Origin of the sequence: Rossellomorea vietnamensis, from assembly GCF_008180415.1 — a bacterium.
GTDB classification, from domain to species: Bacteria; Bacillota; Bacilli; order Bacillales; family Bacillaceae_B; genus Rossellomorea; species Rossellomorea vietnamensis_C.
On record NZ_VTEI01000003.1, the window covers coordinates 255,033 to 269,196 of the forward strand.

Genomic DNA, 14,164 nt, shown 5'->3' on the forward strand with positions numbered 1-14,164 from the left:
CTATGTAGAAGCAATGAGCTGAAATGGACACCAAATTTTTAAAAAAGTTGGGTGCAAATATAGAGAGCACTGAAAATCTACCGAATTTTATAGGTTACTTGCTTTAACCTAAGATAAAGTCAACTATCCTTCCTTAAAGAGGAAGAAAGGTTTTTTCTTGCTCTCTATCCTGCATCAGCATTAGAATCCTTTGCTATTTTTTATTTGCCTGCCACCGCTGGAAAGATAGAAGGGTGCTAATTAAAGCCACTGACCGGTGGTGCTTAACTATGTAGTTCAGTGTTTTGGATAGTAAATAGAGGAAAGAGATTCCCTTATTTCTTAGAAAACTCTAAGAAAAGCTAAAATAGGGGAATAAATTTCCCTTAATTAGCTTAATACGCTAGAAAAATTGTACTTTTTATCATATAACGGAAAAAAGTTCCTCTATTCTCCCCGTAATAAGCTTGAAATTGCAGATAAGGGAAAAAAGTTCCCTTATTTACGGCTGAGTAACTAATTAAGGGAATGACTGGACGATTTTTTCTCTCTAAAGCCCATTACATTATTCACCCAACCAAGCGGAGCGGGCCTCCTTAACAAAAAAACAGCACTCTTTCATAAAATTTTATGAAAAAGGCAGAATCGCTCTTGGAAGTGAGCGATTCTGCCTTTAAACTAATTGTTGGATTTTTCAGCGGCCTCCAAATATATCACTCCATTTTTTTCACAAAAAACCTATTAATATTTAGAACTTCTGCTAAGGTGATTTATGAGTGGTTATATTTTACAAGGATTGGGCTTTCTCTTTGAAAAGGAAGGTACCTAAGAGCTTTTGAAATTCTTTCTGTAAAAAAAGAAACCCAATTGAGACAAAAGTCATTCTTCTAACGTCTAAGAATCAAAAATAGAAAATAAGGGGTTATGAGATGGAGGTAAAACTGAATAAAGAGTTTATCGAAAGTGAGCACGGAGAAGTTGGGATAGAGTATTTCGAGCAAATAATCCAATCCAATGAAAAAGCTGTTGTCCAATTTGCCTACACGTATGTGAAGGATTGGTCCGTCGCTGAGGATATATCTCAAGAAGTATTTATTAAAGTTTACAAAAATATGTTGTCTTTTGACCATCGTTCGAAATTGAAAACTTGGCTGTTCAGCATCACGGCCAATGAATGTAAAGATTATCTCAGGAAAACCAATAGAAGAACAAAATGGTGGGAACATCTCGTACAGAGCAGTCCAAAGCAGGACCGGGATACACCTGAAACCATTCTCCTTCAAAATGAAGAAAGTCATTCTATAGGTGAGGCCTTGCTGACCCTTCCTGTCAAATACCGTGAAGTCCTGGTTCTGTATTACTATGAAGACTTATCCACAGAAGAAATAAGCCAGTTATTAGGCGTGAATTCATCCACGGTCAGGACAAGGCTTGCCCGTGGACGTACAAACCTTAAAGACCTGAGAGAAGGAGGCCGGTTATCATGAAGAACAGGGATGAGCAACAAGAAATTAGAAGTTCGTTAAACCAAGATGTATTTTCCAAATATCAATTCAAATCACAGCAAGAGGAAATAATCAAAAGAGCCACTGAAGTCTCGAAAGCACCGAAGAAAGAAAAATATCACTATTATGGCTTATCTGGAGTTGCAGCAATTCTATTCTCTATTGTCGCATTGTCCTATATCTTAGCTTCTGGTACGGATAAGGCTCCTGCTTCTCCTCCTGATCAGGAAGAAGAAACAGATAATGACCAAATAGAGGATACCCGCCATGAGTATATAGCTGATCCGGATTTCCCCTTGACTCCTCACAAGCCTGATGTTTCATTATCAGAAAATGACAAGACAGAGACTGGCCAGACAGAGACTGACCATGTAGAAAAAACGGAAGAAGAATGGAAAGCGTATTTTAAAGGATTATATAATGAACAGCGAGAGGAAATTCAAAAACTGCATTTGAAATATGAAAGCTCAAATTCCCGTGATACATCTGAAGTAGAAATTACAGCAAAATTCGATGAGAAAAGTTTTATTGTAAAGAGCAATCAAACCCATATTGAGAATGGGAGGGTGGTAGTGGACCATTCATATATCTCCACTAATAATGAATATATTTTCCTTGATCACCAAAACAAAACCTTTGAACACCAATCATCATCCTCAGAGACAGCTGAAGAATGGAAAAGAGATCGCCCATTGTACACAGGAAGACCCCTGTACCACTTGCACGATATGGAATTTAACGGATATTCCTGGACAGTAATTGAACAGAATCTTAAAGAAAACTGGGTTTTAATCGAACTAAATAAAACAGATCCTCAAGTATTCTTATTCGAAAGAGGACGTATTAAAGTTCAATATGATTCGGGAGTGATACTGGAGAAGAAGAAGTTCGATGGAGAAAACTTTGTCTCCACATTCAAGCTGAAAGAATTAAGGAATAATGACGAGCTGCCTGACTTGACTATTGATAAATCCATCCCAGAGCACTATACAGATAGAAAGGAAGTCGAAGCTCACCATGAACGGGCAAAGTTCACCGAAACCCTTTTTGCTCAATCAGAAGAGAAAGTACTGACGAACAATAACAAGATTCAAGATATGTTTTTTTCTGGTGAAGACGGCCACCTTTCCTTTGTGATGAGAATGCAGGAAGGCGTTTCATCCATAGAAGGCCAGGAAGCAGGAGAGAAATTCATTGAGGAAATTACTGCGGCTGCAAACGCTTCTGAACCATTCCAACAGAAAAATACAACCGTTTGGGCCGAGGGACAGTATGATTTTACAATTAGGGTCGAGCTTCCCGAAACAGAGTTTTTATATGGGAGATTGGAAGGTTCGGAAATTGTTTGGGAAAGTAAAGCCTATGGGGAGTATTGAATGAGGAACGGTGGGAAAGGCTCCTTCATCCCTATCCTTTAAACACTGAAAAAAACATGTCCTAGTGACATGTTTTTTTCGTATGAAGACCAGCCCTTAATCAATAAAATGCCGGCATAAGTTATTTATTCCCTCTGTCCTGTCCCCTATTCAAACGGATATTTCAACCCCCACTGCCCGCGAATATCATCCATCAGTTTCATGATTTCCAACGATTCATCCAGCGGCATTACCGGACTTTCTGTCAGCCCTTGTCTCAGGCATCTTCCTACCTCTTCTATTTCAAACGCATAGCCCTTCGACTCCCGGTCATCCGTGAAGGTCTCTGCTTCCTTGCCGTCCTTATATAAGATGGCTGATTTTGCACTTAGGAAAGAAGGAATGCTAATAGACCCTTTCGTTCCATGAATCGAAGCATCCTTGCCTAACTCCACTCTTAACGCCCCATTCAATGCCGCGGTTTTTCCAGAAGCATAGGACAGAATAATCGAAAACTGTTCGTCCACACCTGTTTCACCAATATGAGCCGTACTCAGGATTTTCTCAGGGTTTGTCCCCATAATCATGGAGGCAAACGATACAGGATAAATGCCTACATCCAGCAGCGCTCCTCCTCCAAGATCCGGATTAAGCAGCCTCCACTGGGGATCCCAAGGGGCACGGAATCCTAAATCCGCTTTCATTAACAGGACCTCGCCGATCTCCCCATTCGCTATCCATTCTCTCACCTTCACAATCGAAGGAAGAAAACGAGTCCACATTGCCTCCATTAAGAAAAGCTTTTGATCTCGCGCAAACTCAATGATCTCCTCCAGTTCTCCACTGTTTACGGTAAACGGCTTCTCGCACAACACAGCCTTCCCCGCACGAAGACATGCCAGGGCATTCTCTTTATGAAAAGGGTGCGGCGTAGCAATATAAACCGCATCTACTTCCGAATCCTGCAATAGTTCCTCGTAACTGCCGTAGGCACGGGAAACCCCGTATTCTTCAGCAAACTTCTTCGCACTCTCTAATGACCGCGAACCGACAGCCGTCCGTTCTGTATTTTCAGCAAATGCTAGGTCTTTCGCAAACACACCTGCAATGCCTCCTGTTCCCATAATTCCCCATTTAATCATTTTCTCGTTCATCGCTCCATCCGCTCCTTTAGTATTTTAGTTGCTTTATATTCACCAGGCTGCCCGGTAATTTCCTCTACAGGTTGAGTATAACACGGGATGAAGGAACAGGTGTCCTTTGCCCCCTCCATAAAAAGGTGATGGAATGAATCTGTGCTTGAGCGCTCCACCGCGCTTCCGGGTACACCTTCAGGCCATATTTAGCAACTTATGTATCCAGCCGCATCTTCTGAATACATATCTCTACCTAAAACCTCAACTCATGTACTCACACCACGCCCTTGGGTACATATCTCCTCCTAAAAACCTTTACTCATGTATCCACACCTCGCTTCTGGATACACATCTCTACCTAAAAACCTCCACTCATGTACCCACACTACGTCCCTGGGTACACATCTCCCCTCAAATCTATCAACTCATGTATCCACACCTCGCTTCTGGATACACATCTCCTCCTAAATCCACCAACTCATGTATCCACACCACGCCCTTGGGTACATATCTCCTCCTAAAAACCTCTACTCATGTATCCACACTACGTCCCTGGGTACACATCTCCCCTCAAATCTATCAACTCATGTATCCACATTACGCCTCTGGATACACATCTCTACCTAAAAACCTCCACTCATGTATCCACACCTCGCTTCTGGATACACATCTCCCCTCAAATCTATCAACTCATGTATCCATATTACGCCCCTGGATACATATCTCTACCTAAAAACCTCCACTCATGTATCCACACCTCGCTTCTGGATACACATCTCCTCCTAAATCCACCAACTCATGTATCCACACCACGCCCTTGGGTACATATCTCCTCCTAAAAACCTCTACTCATGTATCCACACCTCGCTTCTGGATACACATCTCCTCCTAAATCCACCAACTCATGTATCCACATGACGCTTCTGGATACACATCCCCCCTCAAATCTACCAACTCATGTATCCACACCTCGCTTCTGGATACACATCTCTACCTAAAAACCTCCACTCATGTACCCACACTACGTCCCTGGGTACACATCTCCCCTCAAATCTATCAACTCATGTATCCACACCTCGCTTCTGGATACACATCTCTCCTCAAATCTACCCACTCATGTATCCACACCTCGCTCCTGGATACACATCTCCTCCTAAATCCACCAACTCATGTATCCACACCACGTTCCTGGGTACACATCTCCCCTCAAATCTATCAACTCATGTATCCACACCTCGCTCTTGGATACACGTCTCCTCCCAAATCCACCAACCAACTCATGTATCCACACCACGCCCTTGGATACACATCTCTCCTCAAATCTATCAACTCATGTACCCACATCCACTCCTAGGCACAATCTACGTCTATAAATCTCCACTCATGCACCCAGCCCAAACCCTATCAAAAAACACCCTTGCCACCCAACCCGGTTTTCCTGCTTCAAAAATAAAAACCGAATTTCAGGTGTCCTTTTCCCTCCCTCCCCTCTACATAGAAGGTGAAAGGAGGTGAGACAAAATGGCAACTGCAGATTTGAGAACAATCAAACTGAAAATGATCTTTGACAATGGAGTGGACGAGAAAGGCAAGCCGAAACTCTCAAGCAGAACGTACGGCAACATCAACTACGCTTCCACACCAGACGAAATTCTTCAGGCGGCCCAAGCATTGGCGGGGCTCAGCTCCAGGCCGCTATGGCTGGTAGAGAAGAATGACAGCTACGACATCAACGCGTAAGCAGCATTGAGACTTAATAGAAAGGAGGTGAAATAAAAATGGCTAAAGCATTGGAATTGCAATTCATTACCCAGCTTGGCAAAACGGCTCGTGTATCCATCGATGCACCTATTGAGCCAGTGGATACTGATCAGGTGAAACAGGTAATGGACACTCTTATCGCCACAAATGTCATTCAGAGTAGCAGCGGCCCTCTTGTTACTGCCGAGGGAGCTCGTGTCATCGAGCGCAATGTCACGGAATACGAAGTGTAATGATGAAAAGGTGCCCGGCGGCTAATGCTAATGGGCACCTTATTTTTTGAAAAAAGGGGGTGATTACGTTGGAACAAGCGATTTCCTTCATTTCAGAGGTAGGCTTTCCGATTGTCGTGACCATGTATCTGCTTCATAGAATTGAAACAAAGCTTGAAGCGGTCATTGATTCGATCAGAACACTGCCGCAAGAGATGAAGAATCAATAATGAAAAAGAGCGCTTATTGGATTGGTCTTAATCAAATAAGCGCTCTTTTGAAATGACTTAATTACCCCACAACTCTTCCAACATGATTTTCCTCATGAAGTCCTGCTTTATTTTCTAGAAGTATTAACACAAACATTTATCGATGTAAATATCGTAAAATAAGGCTCTCAGCCAAACATCCCCTTAAAGGATCTTATCAACTTAAGTGCTTTTTCATTCTCTTTGGTCATTACCGTTATCCCTGTAAAACGTGTCACTTTCTTGGGCGCAGCCTTTTCCAGTCTCTTTTCGGGCACCATTGCCATGCCAAGAAACCTGTCCCTACGTCCCCTGAAACAACCCATACTTCACCTTAAACCGGCCGATGATCTTCATCCAGCTGGCACTGAACACCCAGATGAAGAAGACATTGCAGACAGCATGGGCAAGGTCAAAATAAAAGCTGGTGCTGTAGTATAAGAGTATTGCCGGCCAGTTGAATTCCTGGATGACACCGACAACGAACCACAGATTCATGATCCACCCGAATCCAATTCCAGCAACGAACCCAAAGATACAGCGCCCTATTTTATTCTGCATGAATCTGGTGTTTCCGAGAAGTCCTGCAGTGAGGCCAATCATGCCCCAAGCATACATCTGCCAAGGCGTCCACGGTCCATGTCCAAGAAACAGATTGGAAACGATGGCCGCCAGCGTGCCGACGACGAATCCGCTTTGGGGCCCGAGTACCATGGCTGCCATGATGATGACAAAGGTTGTAGGCTGCACACTAGGAATGGATGCAAAAGGGACGCGGCTGACAGCGGCGATTGCGGCGAGTATGGCTATCACGACCAGTTCTCTGCTCATCACCTGCCTCGCAGAGAAACGGATCATAAGCGGGAGAAAGGAAGCCGCCATGATCAATAGACTTAATGCCAGGTAATGCTGCTGGTTAAGCAACGGAAAACCAGCGAGAAGGACGAAAATCAGAATGGCAATGCCAATCAAGATCGGCTTTGAACGTGCCATAGGCTCTTCGCCTCCTCTAAAGTCACTACTGGGCTCACATGGCTGTTTCGTGTCACCCTATTCACGACGGTCGTATAATAGGTATTTTCGTGGAAAAAATCTCTCGTTCTCTCCGTTACGGTAATCTCTCCTTGGAAGAGCATGCTGCATCTGGTTGCATGGTTTGCGGCAAATTCGATGTCATGAGTGACCATCACGACAGTAAGTCCTTCTTTTACCAGAACGGAGATGATTTCTCCGAATGCTTTTTTGGATTGAGGGTCAAGTCCTTTGGTCGGCTCATCGATCAGCAAGATTTTCGGCTCCGCCAGCAGGCTGCCAATTAAAGCTGCCTTCTGTAATTCCCCTCCGCTCAGGTCATACGGATGGCGGTCCTGCAGATGCCGGATATTTAACTTTTCCAGGAGTTCCTGAATCCGCTCTTCAGCATGGGCCAGGCCATGCTCCTCCGCTATGTGGTTAAATTCCTTTTTAATTGTATCCTGAATAAAAAACACCTTTGGATTTTGCGGAAGATAGCTCACTCTTTCCGGGAAGCGTTTTTTCACCTTTTTTCCGTTGAACTTCATCCGGCCGTGCTGTGCTTTCAGAATGCCGCCGATCACCTTCAGCAGGGTGGATTTCCCGGTGCCGTTCGCTCCGACGATGGCGAGCCATTCTCCTTCATAAATAGTAAGATTCAAGTTATGAAGCACGGGCGCAGTATGTTTATCATACTGGAAATCAATTTCATTCAGTTCAAGGATGGGAGAGCCAAACACAGACGTTTCCCCAGCGGGTTCGCGGCACTGAATAGTCTGGCCTTGCAGCCACTGTCTCGTTTCTTTTACATTAAGAGGAACATTTTCTGTAAGTCCGCCCGTATGAAAATCAAGATATAATAGCGCGGTGCTTGGCAAGAAACTCTTCATAATTTCATGGTTTCGAAGAGCCTGCACAATTCCTGCGGGTGCCATGTCATGCAGCAATTCTCCATTTTCAAGCATGATGACTCTGTTTGCGACGGTAAACAGCTCATCCAGACGATGCTCCACGATGACAATCGTGATGCCGAACTCTTCATTCAAGCGCTGCAGCATATGAATGAACTCTTTTGCGGCAATGGGGTCAAGCTGGGCAGTCGGTTCATCCAACAGCAAAACCTTGGGCTCGAGCAGCAGAACTGCAGCTAAGTTGACCAATTGTTTTTGACCACCTGAAAGCTCATCCGTCCGTTTGTGCAAAAGATGATTCAACCCGAAGAAATTCACCATCTCAGCAACTTTTTTCCGCATTTGCTCTGTTGTGAATCCCAAATTCTCCATACCAAAAATTAGTTCTTCCAACACATTGTCCATGGCAATTTGGTTCTCCGGATCCTGAAATACCATTCCCAGATCCTTGGCTTTCATCCGCAAATCGAGATCTTCCATCGGTCTTTTTTGAAAGGAGAGGGAGCCCTCTAGTTTCCCATGCGGGGCAATTTCCGGTTTAAACAGGCGAAGCAAGGTCGATTTACCGCTTCCGGAAGGACCGCAAAGGACGACAAATTCCCCTTGCTGCACACTTATGCTGATGTTGTTTAATGCTTTTTCCTCAGCTTCGGGATACGTGAAACTTACACGATGTGCCGAAAGTATTTCCATTTGACCATCTCCTTTCCTTCCGTCCAGACTGGAAACCCAATTAACAGCGACCAAATCGCTAAATAAAACCATTCTCTGCCGTATAACCGCACTGGTTCAAGGACCGGCAGCAATGTCATTACCCCATCACCCAGCCACCAGCCAAACAGGACGAGCGAACCGCTTACCAGAAGAAAGGCAAGGGCCATCCAGTCCCTTTTTTTCATATAAAACGGCTGGTATTTACTGCGCTTTCCAATCCCATAGCCCCTCGCTGTCATGGAATCCGCCGTTTGTATCGACTCTTCCAGCGACCATGTCAGAAGAATTTGCAGAAGCAGCATTCCTGCCCGGGCCCTGCTTTTCCATGATCCGCTCTTAACGGACATCCCCTTTACTCCTTGTACATCACTGATTTCATTGAGCCTTTTCCTCAGCAGCGGAACGAACCTCATGGACAACATGATCAGGAGCGCCCACTGCGGCAGGATCCTCGAGAATAGAAACACGAATTTATCGGGTGTGATGACTAAATTAAAGGTAATGAACAGGGTGAGGATCCCGACAAGGGTCAAGGCAATGATCACGCCCTGCCATACAGCCTCCAGAAATACTTGATTTTCAAAAAAATAAAATAAAATATGATTGCCGCGCCGATTAAAAAAGGGTGTCAGCAGCAAAGTAAGCACACCCATAAAAACAATTGGAATCACCCATTTTTTCAATTCCCTGCCCCCGTCAAGCATCCAATTGATGAGGATGATCATCAAGGCGGATGCTGCCAGGAATACCGGATGCTGATTTAGCATGATTCCCGCTATTGCCAGGATATAGTATAGAAGCAGGATAACAGGATGAAACGATCGAAATCCCCGTATCATTTTGACTCAACTCAATCCTCTGATTTAGCTATTCTGTATAATTTTTCGTATAATGCCACTTGATAGCCTGTCCCGGCGTCACTCCGTATATGCCGGTACTTCTGTCTAATTTTTTTCCATCGACGGACACTTCCCATCCGCTCAGCGGCCCCTGGTCCATTTCAAATAAGTTATCAATTCCTTCAACATAAGCAGTCGCATTTGATCCGCTGACACTCAGTTGAATGCCTTTTGCTTTGGTAATCTTCTGTGTGACAGACAGAACCGTATCACCTTCGGATATCTCAACTGCTGTCACAGGAAGGATCGTCCCTTTTACATCCGGAGCAGCAATGGTGATCGTGACGGTTTGTTTTGGTTTCTCAGGTTGTTTTGGAGGTTCCTGTTTTGGCGGGGGTGTTTTTTCCTCCTGCTTTGGCGGAGAAGTTTTTTCTTCCTGCTTAACAGGCTTTTCCTCTTCTTTCTTTTGAGAGCTGGAAGAGGACGTTTCTTCCTTAGGATTCTTTGCCTCGCTGCTTTCTGATCGTGCTGGTTCAGCCTGCTTTTTTTCAGCCGATTGTTCGGAAGGTTCCGGTTTGGCAGGTGTATTGGTGGTGGTTGAATTCTCTTGAACGGATTCGTTGCTGCTTTCCTTCTCGGAAGCTTCCTCTGTTGCCTTACTGTCATTCTCACCATCGTCAATTGAGGCTTCTTTCTCTGTGTCGGTTTCTTCCTTTTCAGCTATTGGGTCATCGAAAGCTTCTTTTTCTGCTGTTTCTTCAGACTGTTGACCGCTGGCATTCTCACCTGGTGCCCCGACCTCGTCTTTCGCACATCCGGCCAGTACCAAAAGGAGCAGCATCAGCGCTGCAATAATTAATCGTTTCACTCTTCATCCTCCTCTCCTTACAATGAATGAGGGTAATTCATCCATAAGGATAAATTACCCAATTATCAATTATGCCGTTTTTCTTTTACGGTTAAGATAGAAAAGAATGAAGCCGATCAACAGCAACCCAAGACCAGCGATCATAATCGCCATCGTGTTTGTTCCTGTTTCAGGCAGTTTCTTTCCTTCTGTTTTCTTAACTGGTGTTGTTTTTGCTGCAGATTCATCATCATTTGGCTTTTGAACTTCATCGTTATCATCCTGATCACTTGGCTGTTCAGTCTGCTCTGGATCAGATTCATTTGGCTGTCCTGTTTCAGGCTGTTCTGGCTCAGCTTCACCCGGCTGCTCCGTTTCAGGCTGCTCTGGATCTTCAGGAGTTTCACCGCTTTCCAGATCAAACTGGTAAACCAGTCCGCTTCCGTTCACGAAGTTTTGGTACGCTGCCAAAGCCAATAACGCTTGCTGAGTCGACATGGAACTGGAAGCCTCATCATCTTGCAAATGACTGAAGCCGCCATCAGCCTGCTTGAACTTCATTAAGTGCTGAAGAAGATTTCCACCCTCTTTAGTGAAGGCTTCCCCGCTAGGATCCACTCCTGCAGAAGCAAGACCTATTATTGCCTGTGAGATGGATTCGCTGGCATCTCCTCCATTTGACTCGATGTTATATCCGCCAGTCTCTCCCTGAGCTTCAGAAAGATACGTAACCGCACGATCCATTGCTGCCTTTACTTCAGCCTGTTCCTTGTAAGGAGCTAATGCAGCCAATGCCATTCCCGTAATATCAGGGCTCGGAGCCGAACCGACGAAGCTCCAGCCGCCGCCATCCAGTTCAAGATCCAGGATTCCTTCCACTTGTTCCTCCCTGAAGCCTTCTGGTGTTTCGTATTGCCCGCTGTCAACTGCCAGCAGTGCATAGATATTCATGTTGATTATTGGATTATCTAAGCTGGCATGGCTGACTAATGCCTCTACCAAATCATATCCTTCGACAGAGGATGCATCCTGGCCTGCCGCCGATAGTCCCATGATTACTTTTTCCAAATCATAAATATTTCGGAAGTTTCCTTCTACCGATTTCACTCTTTCTTTCACACTTGTTACATATGAAGATGGGATTTCTTCATTAGCATTCGCCAGTCCCCAAACCCACCATTCGTTTCCGTAAGTGACAGAAACATTAGTCGTTTTAATATATGATAAAATATTTGCGATATTTTCGTTGATGACTTGATCTGTTATCGGATCCGCTTCTTCCACTGGTTCAGTTGGTTCCGGATCTGCAGGCTCTTCCGGTTCACCCGGCTCCTCAGGATCTGGCTCAGACGGCGGTTCATAGGTGTGAAGTGTCAATTGCACGTGATCATCCGGCTGGATTGTATAATCTACGATACTGCTGTTTAAATCACTGCCATTTACACCTACACTCCAATAATCATTGGCGCCCAACTCTGTATTTTCGATATTATTGATATACGTAAAAAAGGTGTTATCCACTGTAGCTTGTACAGATAGATCATGCTTGGAAGCCGCCTGAATTAAGGCACCGTATGCACTGGCTCCTTCCATCAGTTCCACTGATTCTTCAGAAATCATTTCAGCTCCATCTTTTCCGATGACTGAAACTTTGGCCGTTACAGAAGGACTTGGCCATTCTGTAATAGCAAACAGGTAATGGTCCCCGTTGGCAGCCTTATGGGTAGAAGCACCGACCTCTGCACCTATTCCATTAATATTGAAAGACCAGTAAGCATCTCCCGTTGGAGAAGCCCCTCCAATGCCTGTAATAAAAGCCCCATACTCACCCATGGTTGCTTCAATTTCTGCATCATTCTTTTCACCGGCTTCCTGCAAGACATCATAAGCCGTTTCCCCTTCTTCTATCTCTACGGCTGTCAATGGTAAAACAACCTCACCATTTTCATCAATTGCTTTAATCGTCACGGCGTTATCAAGTGCAGCCGCATTAGCAGCAGGCTGAACAAACGCCAAATTGCCCATGATCAGCATCAGAACAGCAAACAGAACCGTCCAACGCTGCATAATTCCCTTGTTCATCGAAAATTCTCCCCTTATATCATATTTACGCAAAAAAAATACACCCCTTCTCCAAGAGTGTGTGTACACAGCAGGTTCCAACTCATTATGCACAAGACAGCATAATGCCAGAACCGTTGTACACCTCCCTATCCGCGTAGGTCGAATGGCGTCAAAAATAGGCAGGTCTCCTGGCTCATGATCATCGCTTTCTATCACCTTCCCATCTTTAGACAGTGGTATTTTAATAGAAAACTCCCATATACAGTGGCGGGACCGCGCCGGAATTTCACCGGACTTCCCTTTTAATGATTCACTTCCATAGATTCATAATCTACAGCAAATCAAACCTATTCTTTCCGTATTCAGTTATCTCTAGCATAGTGAAAGTTGCAGAAATTGTCAATAGCGGGACGGGCGAACGGAGGATTGGGAGAGAGGGTGCAGTTTATTATCACCGTGTCTCGTCTAGTCACCTCTCCTGGATACACGTCTCCCCTCAAAACTTGCAACTCATGTACCCAGCCGTCGCTTCTGGATACACGTCTCCTCCCAAATCTACCAACTCATGTATCCACCCGGCGCTTCTGGATACATATCTCCACCAAAAAACCACAACTCATGTACCCACACCGCGCTTCTGGATACATACCTCCCCTCAAATCTAACAACTCATGTATCCACCCGACGCTCTTGGATACATATCTCCCTTCAAATCTATCAACTCATGTATCCACCCGACGCTCTTGGATACACATCTTAGCCTAAATCCACCAACTCATGTACCCACCAGACGCTTTTGGATACATATCTTCACTAAAAAACAACAACTTATGTACCCACACCGCGCTCCTGGGTACACGCCTCCACCAAAATCTATCAACTCATGTACCCACACCACGCTCCCGGATACACATCTCTACCAAAAAACCTCAACTCATGTACCCACACCGCGCTCCTGGATACACATCTCCCCTCAAATCTATCAACTCATGTATCCACCCGACGCCCCTGGATACATATCTCCTCCCAAATCTATCAACTCATGTATCCACCCGACGCTCTTGGATACACGTTTCCTCTCAAATCTATCAACTCATGTACCCACCCGACGCTCTTAGATACACATCTTAGCCTAAATCCACCAACTCATGTACCCACCCCACGCTCCCGGATACACATCTCCCCTCAAATCTATCAACTCATGTATCCACACGACGCCCCTGGATACATATCTCCCCTCAAATCTATCAACTCATGTACCCACCCGACGCTCTTGGATACACATCTTCGCCTAAATCCACCTACTCATGTACCCACACCACGCTCCTGGGTACACGTCTCCTCTCAAATCCACCTACTCATGTATCCACCCAACGATCCTGGATACACGTCTCTACAGCAAAACCACAACTCATGTATCCACCCAACGCTCTTGGATACACATCTTAGCCTAAATCCACCTACTCATGTACCCACCCGACGCTTCTGGATACATATCTTAGCCTAAATCCACCTACTCATGTATCCACCCGGCGCTTCTGGATACATATCTCCACCAAAAAACCACAACTCATGTACC

At 44.9% G+C, this 14,164-nt stretch carries 11 protein-coding genes and 1 riboswitch; of the genes, 5 read left to right on the forward strand and 6 right to left on the reverse strand.

What is annotated here, in order from left to right; all coding sequences use genetic code 11:
• The first annotated feature begins 908 nt into the window (after positions 1 to 908).
• Together FZC78_RS07450 and FZC78_RS07455 are read left to right on the forward strand one after the other, a co-directional pair.
• The gene (locus FZC78_RS07450) at positions 909 to 1,466 is read left to right on the forward strand and encodes an RNA polymerase sigma factor (RefSeq protein WP_148939021.1); all 558 of its coding nucleotides are present in this window, start codon (positions 909 to 911) and stop codon (positions 1,464 to 1,466) included.
• Positions 1,463 to 2,860 (forward strand): hypothetical protein, encoded by a 1,398-nt coding sequence (locus FZC78_RS07455; RefSeq protein WP_148939022.1) that lies wholly within the window; start codon positions 1,463 to 1,465, stop codon positions 2,858 to 2,860. Before FZC78_RS07450 ends, FZC78_RS07455 begins: the two co-directional genes overlap by 4 nt.
• A 146-nt stretch (positions 2,861 to 3,006) precedes the next feature.
• On the opposite strand, the gene FZC78_RS07460 is transcribed toward FZC78_RS07455, so the two are convergent.
• Positions 3,007 to 3,993: a Gfo/Idh/MocA family protein gene (locus FZC78_RS07460; RefSeq protein WP_148939023.1), complete on the reverse strand. Its 987-nt coding sequence runs from the start codon at positions 3,991 to 3,993 to the stop codon at positions 3,007 to 3,009.
• Positions 3,994 to 5,496: 1,503 nt separating this feature from the next.
• Here FZC78_RS07460 and FZC78_RS07465 point away from each other — a divergent pair.
• From FZC78_RS07465 to FZC78_RS07475, 3 genes are all read left to right on the forward strand, one after another.
• Positions 5,497 to 5,715, forward strand: coding sequence for a DUF1659 domain-containing protein (locus tag FZC78_RS07465; protein ID WP_148939024.1), 219 nt, complete (start codon positions 5,497 to 5,499; stop codon positions 5,713 to 5,715).
• Positions 5,716 to 5,753: 38 nt separating this feature from the next.
• A complete protein-coding gene (locus FZC78_RS07470; protein WP_148939025.1) occupies positions 5,754 to 5,969 on the forward strand; it encodes a DUF2922 domain-containing protein in 216 nt (71 codons plus the stop codon).
• Positions 5,970 to 6,037: 68 nt separating this feature from the next.
• Positions 6,038 to 6,178, forward strand: coding sequence for a YvrJ family protein (locus FZC78_RS07475; RefSeq protein ID WP_148939026.1), 141 nt, complete (start codon positions 6,038 to 6,040; stop codon positions 6,176 to 6,178).
• A gap of 321 nt (positions 6,179 to 6,499) precedes the next feature.
• Here the strand turns inward: FZC78_RS07475 and FZC78_RS07480 are convergent, their stop codons facing one another.
• The 5 genes from FZC78_RS07480 to FZC78_RS07500 all read right to left on the reverse strand — a co-directional run bounded on the left by FZC78_RS07480 (position 6,500) and on the right by FZC78_RS07500 (position 12,603).
• The gene (locus FZC78_RS07480; RefSeq protein ID WP_148939027.1) at positions 6,500 to 7,189 is read right to left on the reverse strand and encodes an ECF transporter S component; all 690 of its coding nucleotides are present in this window, start codon (positions 7,187 to 7,189) and stop codon (positions 6,500 to 6,502) included.
• Complete coding sequence (locus FZC78_RS07485; protein WP_148939028.1) at positions 7,165 to 8,814, reverse strand: ABC transporter ATP-binding protein; 1,650 nt, start codon at positions 8,812 to 8,814, stop codon at positions 7,165 to 7,167. Before FZC78_RS07485 ends, FZC78_RS07480 begins: the two co-directional genes overlap by 25 nt.
• Positions 8,787 to 9,674, reverse strand: coding sequence for an energy-coupling factor transporter transmembrane component T (locus tag FZC78_RS07490; protein ID WP_148939029.1), 888 nt, complete (start codon positions 9,672 to 9,674; stop codon positions 8,787 to 8,789). Before FZC78_RS07490 ends, FZC78_RS07485 begins: the two co-directional genes overlap by 28 nt.
• A 28-nt stretch (positions 9,675 to 9,702) precedes the next feature.
• A complete protein-coding gene (locus tag FZC78_RS07495; RefSeq protein ID WP_148939030.1) occupies positions 9,703 to 10,542 on the reverse strand; it encodes a DUF4430 domain-containing protein in 840 nt (279 codons plus the stop codon).
• A gap of 69 nt (positions 10,543 to 10,611) precedes the next feature.
• Entirely contained in the window at positions 10,612 to 12,603 is a 1,992-nt protein-coding gene (locus FZC78_RS07500; RefSeq protein ID WP_148939031.1) for a DUF4430 domain-containing protein, read from the reverse strand.
• Positions 12,604 to 12,746: 143 nt separating this feature from the next.
• Positions 12,747 to 12,951: riboswitch (cobalamin riboswitch) on the reverse strand.
• Positions 12,952 to 14,164: the final 1,213 nt, after the last annotated feature.